Origin of the sequence: Geobacillus genomosp. 3 (genome assembly GCF_000445995.2) — a bacterium.
In the GTDB taxonomy this organism is placed as follows: Bacteria; Bacillota; Bacilli; order Bacillales; family Anoxybacillaceae; genus Geobacillus.
Genome location: NC_022080.4, coordinates 1,952,131 through 1,969,647 on the forward strand (window position 1 = coordinate 1,952,131; position 17,517 = coordinate 1,969,647).

The following is a 17,517-nucleotide window of genomic DNA, read 5'->3' on the forward strand; positions in this document are numbered from 1 at the left end:
TTAGCGTACACCCTTCATCAGCCGCTGAATAGCCGGAGCGAGCGCAAACAAGATGATGCTCAACACAAGCGCCGCCCCACCGATCGTGCCGAAATAGGCCGTTTCATTTTCCGGCGTATAGAAGCGGACGAGCTGGGCGTTGATCGCCTGCGCCGCGGCGTTCGATAAAAACCAAAGGCTCATCGTTTGCGCCGAGAAAGCAGCAGGCGCGAGTTTCGTCGTCGCCGACAGGCCGACCGGTGACAGGCAAAGCTCGCCGAGAACCACGATCAAATAGCTTAACACGAGCCAAATCGGATGGACGAGCTCTCCGCCGCTCAAGTAGCCCGGCACTAAAATAACGATGAACGACAAACCGGCAAACAACAAGCCGAGGGCGAATTTTTGCGGGATCGTCGGCTGGCGTTTGCCAAGCTTCACCCACATCCAGGCGAACACCGGCGCTAAGAGGATGATAAACAGCGGGTTCAGCGATTGGAACCAAGCCGGTGAAAGGTGAATGCCGGCGACATCCAACTGCGTCCGTTTATCCGCATAGTTCGCCAAAATCGTTGACCCTTGTTCTTGGATGGCCCAAAACATCGCCGATGCGACAAACAGCGGAATGTACGCGATGACGCGCGACCGCTCCTCCGCCGTTGTTTTCGGGCTGCGGTACATGACGACAAAATAAATGATCGGAATGATAATGCCTAAGACGCCGACAAGGGAAATAAACGTTTCAACAGTAAACAAGCCGTTTGGAATCAAGATCGCAAGCAGGATGGCAATGACAACGGCCGCGGCCGCCACGATCGCGGCGGTTTTTTTCTTTTCATCCGGCGTCAGCGGGTTCGGTACATACGTCCCGGCCAACCCCAAGTTTTTCTTTCTTGTCGCCACAAACACAACAAGTCCGAGAAACATCCCGACAGCGGCAAGGCCGAAACCGAGGTGGAAGTTATACTTCATCCCCGCCGTCCCGACAATAAGCGGAGCCAAAAACGCCCCTAAGTTAATGCCCATGTAAAAAATGCTGAACCCGGCATCGCGGCGGTCATCACCCGGCTGATACATATCGCCGACAATGCTTGAAACGTTCGGTTTCAACAACCCCGTTCCAAGAACGATCAGCGCCATCGACATAAACAGCGCCGTCGCCCCGCCAGGGATCGCCAATGCGATATGGCCGGCCATAATGAGAATGCCGCCATAAAAGACAGCCCGTGACGTTCCGAACACCCGGTCAGCGAGCCAGCCGCCGATGATGCCGGACATGTACACAAGCGCCCCGTAAATCGACATGATCGCAAGCGCCAAATGTTCGTCAAGGCCGAGCCCGCCTTTCGACACTTCATAATACATGTAGTACACCAAAATGGCGCGCATCCCATAGTACGAGAAGCGCTCCCAAAACTCCGTGAAAAAGAGCGTGAACAACCCTTTCGGATGACCGAAAAAGCCGCGTTGAGGAACGCTGGAAGCGATTTCTTGCTTATCGATTGGTGACATGACAAACCCTCCTTTAATTCTTTTACTATAATAATTTATTATGTTTGTATTGTCAAAAAAATTTTCTATATTCCTTAGAATAGACATTGTTTAGTTACAAAAATTGAACGTCGTTATATTTTTTCTGAATAATATAATTTCACCAAAAATGGCCACTATTTTGACTGAATTTACCTGCAACCTTACTGGGGGATCTGTCGAGGTGGGCTTGTCTGACCGGTTGCAACAGAGCGGGGACGCCCGACAGGCGGCGGACTATCTCCGACCGGGGCAACAAACTATTGAAAGGCAGCGGGATCAACGAACGGTTTCCTAGTTTGGCAGATCCGCGCAGAGTGTGCGGTCCTGATGCGCATTTCGCTGGCCCGAACGCATGACAAAGCGCCCGACAAACGGGCGCTCCGTGCATTGGCCTCGGAAAACAGGCATCAGTTATGCCTTTTGATAAGTTCTTTCCAGCTGTTGATGCCCCGCTCGACAACGCAGAGATGGGTGGTTTTCGCCAACTCCATTGTTACATGCATCGACGAACGGACCGTTACGGAGGATTGGACGAACTCGCCCGCTGAAACGGGCACGCCGGCAACGATGTCTCGTCATCGCGCAAAAAATATTGTTTCCATTCATAGTTGTCCGGATTTCCATAGCTGTTCAAGTCCGGATGGACCGGAGCCGTGTCGTACCGGCCGAGCCGCTCGCGGATGCGTTGCTTTATTTTCTCCGCCTTGACGGGTTCGGCATAAAACTGTTCAAGCACCCACCTCGGTGTCGCCGCCAACATAAACCATGGAAAATGACGGCTTTGTCGCTTGCGGTGCGCCGGGGTGGCACAGTACATAAAAAACCGTTCGCGATGAAAACAAAATTCCCAAAGCGGGTCATTCGGGTCAAGCGGGACAACGTCCAACCACCCCCTCACATCTAGCGCACTCGTTTGACGAAGCAGCTGCCAAAACAGCTCCTCAAACTGGGCAACCGTATAACCGTCCGCCAATTCGGCCGGCGTGTCGAAAAAAACGACAAGCGCGGCATCATTTCCGATTTGGCGGGATGTTTCGGCAAATTCGGCCAGAAGCGCGGCCAACTCTTGCGCCGCCGTCTCGCTGCGCGGATCGCTGGCAAACCCGTAGCGCAGATCGTCCAATGCGTACGCCTGCACCGCCGGAATGCACGGAAACAGCCGGCTTCGGTCAGCCATTTTAGCCGCAAAGGCGGACATCGCCTCCCGCTGCCATGGCAGCCAATGTTCCTGGTTTGCTTGTCGACTGAATAGTTGCACCATCTCCCAATCCCCCTTAGTGCCGTTACATTGTATTCGCACAAAGGGGAAATGGGTGAATGTCCGCCGTTGAAATGTTTCATGATCCGTTACAACCGCAGCATGAAAAGCCGCAAAGGCCAAAGCTTCACATCCCGCGCTTTCGTCAGTCCTCTCCTGCAGACAAAATTTTCTGTATATGCAGATAATATGGTATACTTATGATGGCCACAACAACATATGTCAGGGGAGGATGAATAATGCTGCATCCATATAACGGAAAACGTCCAAATGTTCATGAAACGGCCTTTATCGCACCAGGGGCTCATCTCATCGGCGATGTCACCGTCGGCCCGGAATCGACAATCTGGTTTAACGCTGTCTTGCGCGGGGATGAAGGACCGATTACGATCGGCGCCCGCACGAGCATTCAAGACAATACGACCTGCCATTTGTACGAAGGATCGCCGCTTGTCGTCGAGGATGAAGTAACCGTTGGGCATAACGTTGTCCTTCACGGCTGCACGATCCGCAAACGGTCGATCATCGGCATGGGGTCGACCATTTTGGACGGGGCTGAAATTGGTGAAGAGTGCATCATCGGCGCCAACACCCTCATTCCGTCCGGCAAAAAAATTCCGCCGCGTTCGCTCGTTGTCGGCTCGCCCGGAAAAGTGGTGCGCGAGCTGACGGACAAAGACCTTGCGCTTATTCAGCTGTCGATTGATACATACGTGCAAAAAGGAAAAGAGTATCGCAAACAGCTGGACAATCATCAATCATAGCGCCTACAAAGCCGCTAGTGGCAGCTATCTCCACGCAAAAAAGAGCCAGCCGAAGGGCATGGCTCTTTTTTCCGATTCCGGGCCATTGCATTCCATGCACGCGCAGCAGCAGGAGGGTGGCAAACGGAACGTGCCGCTTTTCTGCCGTGCGTTGCAAGTTGGGGAACGTGGAACGCTGACCCTTCACTTCTGCGAACAGCCGCTCCATGAAGAGGGAATCCAGTTTCGTCAGAAGTTCATCACGTTTTCAATCGCATGCAAAACGCGCGCCGGCGTTGGCACGTAATCGTCTTCATAGGCGAAAAACGGCACCGGGACGTCAAATCCTGTCACCCGTTCCGCCGGCGCTTTTTGATAGAAAAACGACGTGTCGTTGATGACGGCCAAAATGTCATTGGCCAGCCCGCCTGTCGCATGGGCTTCCTGAACGATCACCGTTCTTCCCGTCTTTTGCACCGACTCGGCGATCAAGTCTTTATCCAGCGGATAAAGGGTGCGCAAGTCGATGACATCCGCATCAATCCCTTTTTTCTCCGCCTCTTCCGCCGCTTTCATGGCGACCGGCACCATGGCGCCCCACGCAATGACGGTCACATCGTCCCCTTCGCGCCGCTTTTTTCCTTTGCCGATATCAATCGTATATTTCCCTTCCGGAACGTCCTCGCGAAACGCCCGATAGCTGCGCATCGGTTCCAAAAAGAGGACGGGGTCCGGATCTTCAATCGCTGCAATCAGCAACCCTTTGGCATCATACGGCGATGCAGGACAGACGACTTTCATCCCCGGCATATGGGTAAACAGCGCTTCCGTGCTCTCCGAATGAATTTCCGGAGCCCTTACTCCTGCACCGTACGGGGCGCGGATGACCAACGGCACGGTAAAATGCCCTCTCGTCCGCGCCCGCATGCGCGCCGCGTGGGTCATGATTTGTTCATAGGCGGGGTAAATGAACCCTAAAAACTGAATTTCGACAACCGGGCGAAACCCGCCAAGCGCCATTCCGATCGCCGCGCCCGTAAATCCGGCTTCACTTAATGGCGTGTCGATTACCCGCTGCCCGCCAAATTCCTCAAACAATCCGTCAGTGGCGCGGAACACACCGCCGTTTTTCCCGATATCTTCCCCGAGCAGAATGACATCTTCACGCTCTTGTAACATCGTGCGCAACGCATCGTTGACCGCTTGCACAAGCGTAAGCGTCTTCGTGCCCACTTTTGTCGTCATCATTCCATCCCCCGCTTCCACTGAAGATACGCTTCTTTCTGTTCCGCAATCGTCCATGTCGGCTGTGCGAATACAAAATCAAACATATCCGACACGTTCGCTTTTGGATAGCGCTCCATGTCCGCCACCGCCCGCTCGATTTCAGCGTTCACTTCCTCTTGCACGCGGTTCGCCCACTTTTCATCCCACCAGCCTTCTCGCTGCATAAAGCGCTCGATCCGCTTGATCGGGTCGGCTGTTTCGCGCCGCTTCTTGCTCTCTTCTTGGTCGCGGTATCGTGATGGGTCATCGGACGTCGTATGAGCGCCATACCGCCATGTCACCGCTTCGATTAACGTCGGCCCTCCTCCGTTTCTCGCCCGCTCGAGCGCCTCTGCCGTTTTGAAATACACGACAAACACGTCATTCCCATCGATGCGGATGCCGGGAATATCGTAGGCCAGCGCCTTTTGGGCAATCGTTTTCGTCTTCATCTGGCGGGTGATCGGGACGGAGATCGCGTATTGGTTGTTTTGGTTGAAAAAGACAACCGGCGAGTTGAAAACGCTTGCAAAATTCAACCCTTCATGAAAATCCCCTTCCGATGTCGCGCCGTCGCCGAAGTACACAATGACCGCATGGTTCGTTCCCTTCCACATTTCCGCACATGCTGCCCCCGCTGCTTGAGGAAGCTGGGTGGCGATCGGGACGCTTGGCGGCACAATCTTTTTCCCTTCAGGCGGAACACATCCTTCCGTCCGCCCTTTCCAATACAACAAAGTTGTCGTTAACGACCGGCCGAACGTTACCATCGCTCCATGATCGCGGTAGGTCGGAAACATCCAATCGCCGTCGTGAAGGGCCAGCGCGCTTCCAACTTGGCACGCCTCTTGCCCCTCGTACGGCACATACGTCCCGATGCGGCCTTGCCGTTGGAGACTGACACATTTTCGGTCAAACGTTCTCGTGCGAATGAGATGGCGATAAATCGTCATCGTCCATTCTTTCGTGATTCGTTCACGATACTCAGGCCGCACGATCGCTCCTTCTTCATTCAGTACTTGCACAATCGGGAAATCACGTTCCATGCCTTCGCTCCTCTCCATCGTATTTTAATGGCTCATCGGTCAGCTCAATACCGCCCGATCGCTCATGAGCTGTTCCCCGCGAATGCGTCGGAATTCCGCGAGCAATGTTTCCACCGTTAATCGTTTCTTTTCGGCTTCATCCACTTCCAAAATGATTTGTCCTTTGTCCATCATGATCAGGCGGTTCCCTAACTCGATCGCCTGCTGCATGTTATGGGTGACCATCAACGTCGTCAATCGATATCGCCCTACAATCTCTTTTGTTAAGTTGGTGATCAACTCCGCCCTAGCTGGGTCGAGGGCCGCTGTATGTTCATCAAGCAGCAAAATGGCAGGTTCAGTAAATGTCGCCATCAGCAATGACAACGCCTGCCGCTCGCCGCCTGAGAGCAAGCCGACTTTCGCCTGAAGACGGTCTTCTAAGCCGAGATGAAGCGTCGCGAGCAACTCGCGAAACTCATCGCGCCGTTTTTTCGTCACCCCGCGGCGGAGCGTGCGCTTTTGATTCCGGGCGTACGCCATCGCTAAATTTTCCTCAATCGTCATGTTCGGCGCCGTTCCCGCCATCGGGTCTTGAAACACCCTGCCGATATAGCGGGAGCGGACGTATTCCGGCATCATCGTGACATCTCGGCCGTCAATCCAAATCGTTCCTTCATCGGGAAACAACACCCCGGAAATCACATTCATCAACGTCGATTTGCCTGCGCCGTTGCTGCCGATCACGGTGACAAAATCGCCTTTTTGCAGCGTTAAGTGAATGTGTTGAAGGGCGATTTTTTCATCCGGCGTTCCCTCATGAAACACTTTACAAATCCGATTTAACTGCAACATCCCCTTCACCCTTTCCGTTTGCCACAGTCATCCCTGCGTGCGCCCGCTTTCTCCTGCTGTCTTCCTTGCGTTTTTTCTCTTTTTGTTGCCGAACTATTTGCGGAACGACGAGCGCCAACATGACAATGGCTGCCGTAATGAGCTTCACATCCCCCGTTTCAAGAAATTGGATGCGCAAGGCGAGGCTCACGACAATGCGGTATATGATCGCCCCGCCGATCACAGCCAGCGTAGCCCGCGCGATCGTTTTTGTTCCAAATACCGCCTCGCCGATAATGACGGACGCCAAGCCGATAATGATCATGCCAATCCCCATCCCGACATCGGCAAATGCACCGTATTGGGCCACAAGCGCCCCCGAGAACGCGACCATGGCATTGGAAAGGCCCAGCCCAAGGATGATGAGCAAGTTGGTGTTCGCCGACAAGCTGCGAATCATGCGCGGATTGTCACCCGTCGCCCGAATCGCAAGCCCCACTTCCGTCTGCAAAAACCAATCCGTAAACCATTTAAATAAAAGAGCAAGCAGCGTCATGGACAGGATCGTCCCCCACGTTTTCGCGGCGGCGGCGTCAAGCCCGAGCGTTGCCGCCCATTCCTGAATGGCGGTAAAAATCGTCTTTTCATTCAAAAGCGGCACATTTGAACGCCCCATGATGCGGAGGTTGATCGAGTACAAGGCAATCATCATTAAAATGCCGGACAAAAGCGAGTTGATTTTCCCTGCCGTATGAAGAAGCCCGGTCATACAACCGGCAGCGAATCCGACGACAAGCGCCAGACATGTCGCGGCAAACGGATTGGCGCCATTGACGATCAACGTCGCCGCCACCGCGGCCCCGGTCACAAAGCTGCCGTCCACCGTTAAATCCGGAAAATCCAAAATGCGAAACGACAAATAGACGCCTAACGCCATAATGGCATAAATGATCCCTGATTCGACTGCACCTGTGATGGCTGTCACCAACAGCGGTCACCCTTTCATTCCATATATTCGGCCATTTGGTCCCATTCCGGCTTCACTTTAATCCCTTGTTTTTCCGCCGCCTGTTTATTGATCACCAATTTTACGTTTTTTGGATATTCCGGTTTGATCTCCGACGGTTTGGCTTCTCCTTTTAAAATGGCGACCGCCATTTGCTCGGCTTAATACCCGATGTCATAGTAATCAAACCCATACGCCGCAAAACAACCTCGTTCTAATAAATCCAACTCCCCCGTTTGGGCAATTGTTTTTTCAAAATCGAAAGATAAGGTTTTATATTCAATATTTTCAGACATACAATTCCATATGAAATCCCGCTTTACCGTCGAATCTCCCACTTCGGCCGCTTTTGGTGCGTGAAGAAATGGTTGCGGCGTTTGCGTTTCTCAAGCCGCTCTTCGCAAAATTGGTCAGCTGCCTCGACCGTCGTCGTTCCTTCCGATTCGGCCCGCGCATAAATGGCGAGCAGCGTGTCGTAAATCGCTTTCGTTTTCGCCAACACCCGCTCTTTGTTCGCCCCGTACAGTTCATCGGCCACTTGGATGAGACCGCCGGCGTTGACGATATAATCGGGGGCGTATACGATGCCTTTTTCTTTCAACATTCGGGCGTGGCGTTTGTCAGCCAGCTGATTGTTCGCCGAACCGACAACCGCTTTCACCTGCAGGGCGGCGACTGTGTCATCGTTAATAATGCCGCCGAAGGCGCACGGGATGAACACATCGGCTTTCGCGCGGTAAATGTCGGTTCCATCCACCGGTTTGACGGACGCCCCGATTCGTCTGCCGTACGACACGACTTCTTTCACCGCCGCTTCGTTCAAATCGCATACGTACAGATCCGCCCCTTCTTCAAGCAAGCGAAGCGCCACTTTTTTTCCGACTTTTCCAAGCCCTTGGACCGCATACGTTTTGCCATGCAAGTGCCGGCTGCCAAACACCACTTCGTTTGTCGCCCGAATGCCGTACACGACGCCCTCAGCGGTTGGCACCGATGAGTCGCCGCTTCCGCCATACGCTTCCGGGACACCGACGATGCAATTTGTCTCTTTCAGCGCGTGCACGAAATCGTCCGGTGTCGTCCCCATATCCGTTCCCGTGTAAAACCGGCCGCTTAATGACTCGACAAACTGACCGAAGGCGCGAAACAATTCCGGCGATTTGTCTTTGCGCGGGTCGCCGATGATCACCGCTTTTCCGCCGCCAAAATCAACATCAGCGGCTAAGCATTTATACGTCATCCCTTTCGACAGCCGCAGCGCATCGGCCAGCGCCTCTTCCGTCGTCGCATACGGGTGCATCCGGCAACCGCCGAGCGCCGGTCCAAGCACCGTGCTATGAATGGCAATAATCGCTTTCAGTCCTGCGGTTTCATCATGGCAAAACACGACTTGTTCGTGTTCCCGCATTTGCCAAAACATATCGAAGCTTTGTGACATGTTTGGCGATACCATAACATTCATCGCTTCCCCTCTCCTTTGCTTTACCGCTTGAAAGCGCTTTCAAGTTAATGCAACAAAAAATATTTTTGTATTATAATAATTTTTACTATTCTTATGGTAACGATAATGGTTAACAATGTCAACCGTTGCGAAACCGTTTTTTGTCACCAAAAAAAGACGCCATTTGACAGGCGTCTTTCGTACCTTAGCGAAACTGTTCCGATAATGATTGCCACTGCGTTTTCGCTTCCATCATCATTTGTTCAAAGAGCTCAGCCACCGTTGGCACATCATCGATGAGACCGGCGATTTGCCCGGCGTTGATAAATCCTTCATGGAAATCACCGAGAAGGGCGCCGCGGCGATGACGGTCTTCCGACGTATAGGCTTGGAACTGCTCAAGCGGCATGCCTTGCTGTTCGTATTCGAGCAGCTTTTCGGTGTATGGTATGCGTACAACGCGGCGAATGCGTCCGACCGAGCGGCCGACAATGATCGTTTCATTTTCTTTCGCCTCAACAAGCCGCTGTTTATATGCTTCATGGAACGGCGCTTCCTTCGTGGCTACAAGCCTTGTGCCAAGCTGCACCCCTTGGGCGCCGAGCGCGAATGCGGCGAGCAGCCCGCGTCCATCGCCGATGCCGCCCGCAGCAACGACCGGAATGCGGACGGCGCTGGCGACCTGCGGAATGAGCGTCATGGTGGTCAACTCAAGCGGCGAGTTGATCCCTGCTGCTTCGTATCCTTCGGCGACGACGAGATCCGCCCCGGCTGCTTCCGCTTTTTTAGCCTGACTGGCGGATGCGACGACAACGATCACCTTGATGCCATGCTCGGCAAAGCGCGGAATCCACGGCGCCGGATTGCCAGCGGAAAGGGAAACGACCGGCACGTGATGTTGGATGACAAGTTCGGCCACTTCCGTGGTGTGCGGCGTCACCTGCAGCGGAATATTCACCGCAAACGGCCGGTCGGTACGCCGCTTCGTTTCGACGATCAACGCCTCAACCTCATCAGGCGGCATCGTCCCGGCGCCGATCGTTCCGAGCCCTCCCGCTTCCGATACGGCGCTTGCCAGCTCGGCGTTGCTGATGTTCCCCATCCCCCCTTGAATGATCGGATAGCGAAGGTCGAGCAAACGACAAACATCATTCATTAGATTCACACCCCGTAAAAAATACGTTATACCCGAATTATACCGCATTTTTCTGGAAACGAGAATAATCGATAATAGGAAATTTTCAAAAAAGAAATATCCCTCTTCTTTCCACGATAACACGGCACTTTCAGACCGACGGCCTCATAAAACATCGCCCCGAACACGTCGTGTCGAATTAAGAAATCTTCCCTAATCCGCTCTTTCCCTGGAGCCCAAAACATCCATCGAGCGAAAATCGTTATGTTCCGTCCGCTTTTTTGCTGTTCATTCAGTAAACAAATGAGCAGCGGCCCGACGCGTGGGCACCCCGGCGATTCTCATTTACGAATTACTTCCCCCTTGCCACAGTCTGCATGAAACGTTCTGAAACACCAATCGGGATGCACAGCCATCGTTACGCCGTGCATCCCGATTCATTCCACAGGCATTTCTTCTTCCTTTTTCTCGAGTTCGACCCCTTCTTGGAATACCTCTTCGAAGAAACGGCTGGCCGGTGCGGCAAGTTGTTGATAGTAGTCCTTAAACAACGCGGCGGCATGGCTTCCCATCCACTCATTCGGCAGCAGCTCTTCCGGCAGGCCAGGGTCGATGAACAAAAACTTCCGGTACTCATGGACGAGCTTCGTCCGCTCGACAAAGCATTCCGCATCCGACATTTCGCCGCGCTCGATTTTATGCTTGTCAATGACATATTTTTGGCTGTAGATGGCAATGAACTGTTCGTATTTTTGGTTGATCTCGTCCAAGTTCCAGCACGTTTCCACAAGCCGTTTGTCCGTATGCGGACCGTCATATTCGGCCAGAAAAAAGTCGACGTACGGGCGGATCTCATATTTGTCGATCAAGTCATACACTTGCTGCTCCAAATTATTCGGTGAAATCCAGCAACTGTTGGAAATTGTCCCGAATCCGCTCCATACGAGTTCCTTCCTCAGCTCATCGCGCAAATGCCGCTTCTCCTCAGGAATCGTATAAATAAGAATGCGCCATTTCCCATCCCAATGCCCAGGACGCGTTTTGTAGATGCGCTGTGCAGCTTCCTCCATCCGCTTGACGCCGCGTGCCGTAAGGGAATAATAGCTTTTATTGCCCCGTTTTTCCGCCTGGATCCAACCTTGTTTGCTCATGCGCGACACTGCCGCCCGCACCGCTTGGTCGTTATGGCCGAACTCGCGAAGAAGGCGAATTAAACTGCCGATCCAAATTTCACCGCCATAACGACGGATGTAGTCGCCGTAAAGCGTAAAAATCAGTGAGCGCGTATTCATTTGAATAAACTCCCTTTATTCTGTTCTCGAAATATAATCGTAGCAAACTTTGATTACACCGACAAGACGAACGGAAAAATCCGCGGAATAAAAAAGTGCCGCACCGCCGGAAAGCAGCCAGCTTCCGGCGATGGGCAAACATGTTAAAACTACTTTCGGTGCATAGAAGGTTACACCGAAAGCCGCATCATTGACCATCCTCTAAACAAAACAACCACTCCGCCGGACTGTGGCAGGACGCTCCTACCGTTCGTCTGCGTGCTTCACGATCGTCGCGATCCCTTGGCCGACGCCGATGCACATCGTCGCCAATCCATAGGTGACGCCGCGTTTTCGCATTTCGTAAATCAATGTCGTTAAAATGCGTGCGCCGCTCGCGCCGAGCGGATGGCCAAGGGCGATCGCCCCGCCATTGACGTTTACTTTCGCCCGGTCGAGCTCCAGCTGGCGAATGCACTCCAGCGATTGCGAGGCGAACGCTTCGTTCAGCTCGACAAGCCCCACATCGTCAAGCGACAACCCGGCGCGGCCCAGCGCCTTGCGTGTTGCGAAAATAGGACCAAGGCCCATCACGGCCGGTTCGACGCCGGCGACCGCTGAAGTGACATAGGTGGCCAACGGCTTGAGCCCGAGTTCTTTTGCCTTTTCGGCGCTCATTAACAAAAGCGCTGCCGCCCCGTCGTTAACGCCGGACGAGTTGCCAGCTGTCACCGTACCGTTTTCAAACAACGGCGGCAGCTTGGCCAACTTCTCTAACGTCGTATCCGGACGGGGATGCTCGTCTTTGTCGACCACAATGCGGTTGCCTTTCCGATCGTAATACACAACCGGCACCAGTTCATCAGCGAATCGGTTCGATTCCATCGCCTGTTTCGCTCTCATTTGGCTTTCATAAGCAAACTCATCTTGCGCCTCGCGCGTAATGCCGAACCGCTTCGCCACGTTTTCTGCCGTTTGTGGCATACTGTCGGTGCCATACATTTCGTGCATTTTCGGATTAATAAAGCGCCAGCCGATCGTTGTATCGTACATCTCGATGTTGCCGCGCGGAAAATCACTCGCTGGCTTCGGCATGACAAACGGCGCACGTGTCATGCTTTCCACGCCACCGGCAATCATGATATCCGCCTCATTCGCCAAAATCGCCCGCGCCGCATAATTGACAGCATCAAGGCCAGAACCGCACAACCGGTTGACCGTCACCCCTGCGATCTCAATCGGCAGCCCTGCCAACAACGCCGCCATGCGGGCAACGTTGCGGTTGTCTTCGCCGGCTTGATTGGCATTGCCAAGAACGACATCATCAATTTGTTCGACCGGCAAACCCGGATTTCGCTCGATGAGCGCCCGGATGACCATAGCAGCTAAATCATCCGGTCTGACGTCTTTTAATACGCCTTTGTAGCGGCCAATTGGCGTGCGCACCGCATCAACGATGACCACTTCTCTCGCCATCTTTTTCCTCCCCCTTGCTAAACCGAACCGTCAGTCCATCAGTTGTTCTCACGATTCGTGTAGTCGTAAACACCACGTCCCGTTTTGCGGCCGAGCCGCCCGGCTTTAACATATTGCTCCAACAATGGTGCTGGACGATATTTTTCCCCCAGCTTTTCATGCAAATATTTCAAGTTGTTCAACCTTGCATCAAGCCCAACTAAATCCGCGAGTTCAAACGGCCCCATCGGGAAGTTGAGACCGAGTTTAATCGCCTTGTCAATCTCTTCCGGCGTTCCCACGCCTTCTTGCAACATGTAAAACGCCTCATTTCCGACAAGGGCGCTGATCCGGCTCGTGACAAATCCCGGAAATTCATTAACGACAACGGTTTCTTTCCCCATTCGCCCGGCGACTTCCTTCGCCACTTGCGCTGTTTCATCGCTTGTCTCTAGACCACGGATGATCTCGACCAGCTTCATTTTATGAACCGGATTGAAAAAGTGCATGGCGATAACCCGTTCTGGCCGCCCCGTGAATGATCCGATTTCCGTCGGGCTCATCGTCGATGTATTCGTCGCAAAATAGCACGACGCCGGCGCATGGGCATCAATCGTTTCAAAGACTTGCTTTTTCAACTCAATCTTTTCCGGCACGGCCTCAATCACCAAATCAGCGTCACGCACAGCGTCAGCTAAATCAAGCGAATACGAAAGGCGCGCTTCAGCCTCTTGCCGCTCTCCCGTTGTCAGTTTCCCCCGAGCGACCGCTTGTTCAAAAATCGAGGTAATTTCGTTTCTAGCATGATCCAACTGTTCTTGCTTGATGTCAACCAATGTCGTCTGAAATCCGCCGACAGCGCCGACATAAGCGATGCCTCTCCCCATTACGCCGCTGCCGACAACAACAAGACGTTCGACCATTGTCTTCCTCCTCTCACATGTTGAACTATAGTGGCTGATGCATCGAGCAGGGGCTTCGTTTCGCCAAGCCGAAAATGCTGTGAAATGAATGGTCACCCCATCGATGACGACAGGGTGCACCGCAAACCGAAACATGCCTTCTGTCGCCCGGACAAGCGGGCGGATGACTTACGCTCCCTTAGAGACATGTCCGGCAACGCCATTTTTTCAGCCATGCTGCCGGACAAGCCCTCCCTTACACACCAAACGGATTGAGCGGACGCGGTCCGTAATATGACAGCACGCTCTTCGTTTCCGTGTACAAATCAAGCGCCTCGACGGACAACTCGCGCCCAAATCCAGATTGTTTGTAACCGCCAAACGGCGTGCCCGGGAAGGCGGAAAACGGGCTGTTGACCATCACAATGCCAGAGCGCAGTTGCTTCGCCACGCGAACAGCACGTCCATGATCTTTCGTCCAAATCGCGGCCGCCAGACCATAGTCGCTATCGTTCGCCAACTCAACCGCTTCTTCTTCTTCGCGGAATTTCATGACGACGACAACCGGCCCGAAAATTTCTTCTCGAACCGCTTTCATTTGATGGTTTACGTTCGTCAAAATCGTCGGCTCATACCAGTAGCCATTTTCAAAGCCCTCGACTACCGCTTCTTTCCCACCAGCAGCGATCGTCGCCCCGTCAGCGACCGCTGACTGCACGTATTCATCAATGACTTGGAGCTGTCCGCGGCTGATGATCGCCCCAACATGCGTACCGGCATCAAACGGATTGCCGAGTTTGAGCTGCTTTGTTTTCGCCACGAACGATTCCATAAAGGCATCATAAATGCTTTCATGCACGTACAAGCGAGAGCGCGCCTCACACGATTGGCCGCTATTATAGAAAATGCCGAACAACGAACCGGCAACAGCAGTCTCTAAGTCAACGTCCGGAAATACAAGGCTCGGCGACTTGCCCCCCAACTCGAGCGTCACCCGTTTTAATGTTTTCGACGCCTTCTCCATAATTTCCTTCCCGACTGGTGTCGATCCAGTGAATGCAACTTTGTCAACAAGCGGATGCTCGACCAAATAATCGCCAACTTCCGACCCGGCACCGGTCACCACGTTGACAACCCCCTCCGGGACGCCAGCTTCATGACAAATTTCCGCCAACACAAGGCAAGTGAGCGGCGTCAACGATGCCGGCTTGATGACAACCGAGCATCCTACTGCAATAGCAGGCGCGATTTTCCAAGCTGCCATCATCATCGGATAGTTCCAAGGAATGACTTGTGCACAGACGCCAACCGGTTCTTTTTCTGTATAGTTATGAAACGCCCCTGGCATCGGATTGACCGCCCCGCGGTGGCCAATGAGCGCTCCGGCAAAAAACTCAAAATCTTCAATGGCTTGCATGACTTGTCCTTGCGCCGCTGACAGCGCTTTGCCGGTATTTAAAATCTCCAATTCAACGAGTTCATTGAAACGTTCACGCATGATCGCCGCAATTTGATACAAGATGCGGGCTCGCTTTTGCACCGGGAAATGACGCCATTTCCCATGATCAAACGCACGCCGCGCTGCCTGCACCGCCCGTTCGGCATCCTCGCGCGTCCCCTTCGCAACGCGGGCAACCGGTTCGCCCGTGGCCGGATTGATCACCTCAAACGTTTCTCCTGAAGCGCTTTCCACCCGCTCGCCGTTAATAATCAAATGATAGAAATCACGTTTTGTCGGCATGGATTCCATTTTCTTTTGTTTGACAGTTGCCATGGTCTCTTTCCCCCTTGTGCTTAGTTTCCTTGGAACGTTGGTTTCCGTTTTTCGAAAAACGCCTTGACCCCTTCGCGATGGTCGGATGTCAATCCCGCAATGCGCTGGCATTCCGCTTCCCGTTCGAGGTAGCGGTCAAATGCGGCTTCTTCGCTTTCCTGAAGCAGCCGCTTCACAAGTCCAATTGCCTTTGTCGGCATAGCAGCGAGCCGCTCGGCAAACTGCGTTACTTCCTCCTCCCAATTTGATAGAGGAATCACTTTTGTTGCCAGCCCGAGCGAGACGGCCTGTTCAGCAGATATTTTTTCCCCGAGCACCGCAACTTCAAGTGCCTTCGCCCGTCCGATGAGACGAGGCAAATAGTAGAGATGGCCGGCATCCGGCACAAGGCCGATATGGATAAACGCCGGGGCGAAACTCGCTTTTTCCGAAAGAAGCCGAAAATCGCACGCCAACGCCAAACTCATACCCGCACCGGCCGCCACCCCATTCACTGCCGCGACGACTGGCTTTTCAAGCCGGTGAAGCGCTCTCATCATCGGCGCATATCGAGTGCGCAACACATCGCCATGGTTCATCTCTTCTGTTACACCACTCAAATCTTCCCCGGCGCAAAACGCCCGCCCGGCACCTGTAATCACGACACAACGCACGTTTTGGTCCGCCGCTGCCTGCTTTAACGACTTAATCACTTCGGCGTTCATCTGCTCTGTAAACGCATTCATCTGATCAGGCCGGTTCAGCGTCAACCAAGCGACTTGCTCCTTCACTTCATACCGGATTGTTTCGTACATAAAGCGCCCCCCTTTATTTTCCTTGGAAGCGCGGCTTCCGTTTTTCCAAAAACGCCGCCATCCCTTCTTTTTGGTCTTCCGAGGCGAACAACAGATAGAAGTTTTTCCGCTCAAATTGCATGCCTTCATACAGTGGATAATCGACCGCTTTTTGCACCGCTTCCTTGATCAGCCGGAGAGCCAACGGCGGCTGTGCGGCAAGACGCCCGGCTAACCGCATCGTTTCTTCCATTAGCAGTTCAGGGCTGACGACGCGCGTAACGATGCCGAGTTTGTGCGCCTCCTTTGCTGACAAGCGCTCCCCGGTCCATAGCCACTCAAGCGCCCGTTTCGGTCCGATTAGTTTCGTTAACCTCTGCGTGCCTCCTGCACCTGGCATAACGCCAAGGTTCACTTCCGGAAAACCGAACTCCGCGGTTGACGAAGCAATCAAAAGATCGCACGTAAGCGCCAACTCAAAGCCGCCCCCAAGCGCCAGACCGTTTACGGCAGCAATCATCGGGGTTTTGATGATGGACAGGCGATCCCAATCCGCGAACTGGTTCAGCAACTCAAGACGAACAGGGTCATCTTCCGCCATCTCTTTAATATCCGCCCCTGCCGCAAACGCCCGCCCGCGCCCGGTAAGCACGATGACGCGCACTGCTTCATCCCGGTCAAACGTTTCGGCCGCCATCACGATTTCCGCCACCATTTGGCGGCTTAACGCATTCAACACATCCGGACGCGCGAGTTCAATGACGCCAACTGCCCCCTCTTGCCGCACGGCAATCGAAACAAATTCACTCATGTTCCACTTCCTCACCCACCATAAACGTGACAAGATCCCCGGCGAACGACATGACGTCTTTGGCCGATGCTTTTGCTTCTTTCGTTTTCATCGCTTCTTGAAACGCTTCCCGGCTGTCGTAATACATTTCACATAACAAATAATATTCGCTTTCTGTCCCCATCGGCGTGCCGGTAATTTTCGTCACCTTAATTTTTCGAAGGCCGGGAATTTTTTCTGTCAGCGGCACGTGCGTTCCGTAATAGTGAGCATCGAACTGTTCCTTATCTTTCGGTTGTTTGTATAGGGCGATCATTTTAAACATCGCGAAC

General features: G+C 53.4%; 16 protein-coding genes and 1 pseudogene. 1 reads left to right on the top strand and 16 read right to left on the bottom strand.

Annotated features, from left to right (window positions below; translation table 11 throughout):
* Positions 1-1,491, bottom strand: coding sequence for a peptide MFS transporter (locus tag M493_RS09610; protein ID WP_020960136.1), 1,491 nt, complete (start codon positions 1,489-1,491; stop codon positions 1-3).
* A 538-nt stretch (positions 1,492-2,029) separates the two neighbouring features.
* The gene (locus tag M493_RS09615; protein WP_020960137.1) at positions 2,030-2,773 is read right to left on the bottom strand and encodes a YqcI/YcgG family protein; all 744 of its coding nucleotides are present in this window, start codon (positions 2,771-2,773) and stop codon (positions 2,030-2,032) included.
* A gap of 236 nt (positions 2,774-3,009) precedes the next feature.
* Between M493_RS09615 and M493_RS09620 the strand changes: the two genes are divergently transcribed.
* Positions 3,010-3,534 (top strand): gamma carbonic anhydrase family protein, encoded by a 525-nt coding sequence (locus M493_RS09620; RefSeq protein WP_020960139.1) that lies wholly within the window; start codon positions 3,010-3,012, stop codon positions 3,532-3,534.
* 228 nt (positions 3,535-3,762) lie between these two features.
* Here M493_RS09620 and M493_RS09625 read toward each other — a convergent pair whose 3' ends face one another.
* The 14 genes and pseudogenes from M493_RS09625 to M493_RS09690 all read right to left on the bottom strand — a co-directional run bounded on the left by M493_RS09625 (position 3,763) and on the right by M493_RS09690 (position 17,510).
* Positions 3,763-4,758 (bottom strand): alpha-ketoacid dehydrogenase subunit beta, encoded by a 996-nt coding sequence (locus tag M493_RS09625; RefSeq protein ID WP_041267929.1) that lies wholly within the window; start codon positions 4,756-4,758, stop codon positions 3,763-3,765.
* Positions 4,758-5,825 carry a pyruvate dehydrogenase (acetyl-transferring) E1 component subunit alpha gene (gene pdhA, locus M493_RS09630; protein WP_020960141.1) on the bottom strand — a complete coding sequence of 356 codons (1,068 nt, stop codon included), beginning with the start codon at positions 5,823-5,825 and terminating at the stop codon, positions 4,758-4,760. The genes M493_RS09625 and pdhA overlap by 1 nt, the downstream gene beginning before the upstream one ends.
* A gap of 39 nt (positions 5,826-5,864) precedes the next feature.
* Positions 5,865-6,659: an ABC transporter ATP-binding protein gene (locus tag M493_RS09635; RefSeq protein WP_020960142.1), complete on the bottom strand. Its 795-nt coding sequence runs from the start codon at positions 6,657-6,659 to the stop codon at positions 5,865-5,867.
* A complete protein-coding gene (locus M493_RS09640) occupies positions 6,634-7,626 on the bottom strand; it encodes an ABC transporter permease (RefSeq protein WP_020960143.1) in 993 nt (330 codons plus the stop codon). The genes M493_RS09635 and M493_RS09640 overlap by 26 nt, the downstream gene beginning before the upstream one ends.
* 14 nt (positions 7,627-7,640) lie before the next feature.
* Positions 7,641-7,877 (bottom strand): annotated as a pseudogene (locus M493_RS17720) (ABC transporter substrate binding protein); the annotation flags it as partial.
* Positions 7,878-7,963: 86 nt separating this feature from the next.
* Positions 7,964-9,106, bottom strand: coding sequence for a Glu/Leu/Phe/Val dehydrogenase dimerization domain-containing protein (locus tag M493_RS09645; RefSeq protein ID WP_020960146.1), 1,143 nt, complete (start codon positions 9,104-9,106; stop codon positions 7,964-7,966).
* Between the two features lie 184 nt (positions 9,107-9,290).
* Positions 9,291-10,289, bottom strand: a complete 999-nt coding sequence (locus M493_RS09650) for an NAD(P)H-dependent flavin oxidoreductase (RefSeq protein ID WP_335328874.1) — start codon at positions 10,287-10,289, stop codon at positions 9,291-9,293.
* Positions 10,290-10,657: 368 nt separating this feature from the next.
* Positions 10,658-11,512: a phenylacetic acid degradation operon negative regulatory protein PaaX gene (paaX, locus tag M493_RS09655; RefSeq protein WP_020960148.1), complete on the bottom strand. Its 855-nt coding sequence runs from the start codon at positions 11,510-11,512 to the stop codon at positions 10,658-10,660.
* 243 nt (positions 11,513-11,755) lie between these two features.
* Positions 11,756-12,967, bottom strand: a complete 1,212-nt coding sequence (locus M493_RS09665) for a thiolase family protein (RefSeq protein WP_020960150.1) — start codon at positions 12,965-12,967, stop codon at positions 11,756-11,758.
* Positions 12,968-13,005: 38 nt separating this feature from the next.
* Entirely contained in the window at positions 13,006-13,869 is an 864-nt protein-coding gene (locus M493_RS09670; protein WP_020960151.1) for a 3-hydroxyacyl-CoA dehydrogenase, read from the bottom strand.
* 235 nt (positions 13,870-14,104) lie between these two features.
* Positions 14,105-15,622, bottom strand: a complete 1,518-nt coding sequence (locus M493_RS09675) for an aldehyde dehydrogenase family protein (protein ID WP_020960152.1) — start codon at positions 15,620-15,622, stop codon at positions 14,105-14,107.
* 20 nt (positions 15,623-15,642) lie between these two features.
* Positions 15,643-16,416, bottom strand: coding sequence for an enoyl-CoA hydratase-related protein (locus tag M493_RS09680; RefSeq protein ID WP_020960153.1), 774 nt, complete (start codon positions 16,414-16,416; stop codon positions 15,643-15,645).
* A gap of 13 nt (positions 16,417-16,429) precedes the next feature.
* The gene (locus tag M493_RS09685; RefSeq protein ID WP_020960154.1) at positions 16,430-17,206 is read right to left on the bottom strand and encodes an enoyl-CoA hydratase/isomerase family protein; all 777 of its coding nucleotides are present in this window, start codon (positions 17,204-17,206) and stop codon (positions 16,430-16,432) included.
* A complete protein-coding gene (locus M493_RS09690; protein ID WP_020960155.1) occupies positions 17,199-17,510 on the bottom strand; it encodes an EthD family reductase in 312 nt (103 codons plus the stop codon). The genes M493_RS09685 and M493_RS09690 overlap by 8 nt, the downstream gene beginning before the upstream one ends.
* Between the last annotated feature and the right edge of the window lie 7 nt (positions 17,511-17,517).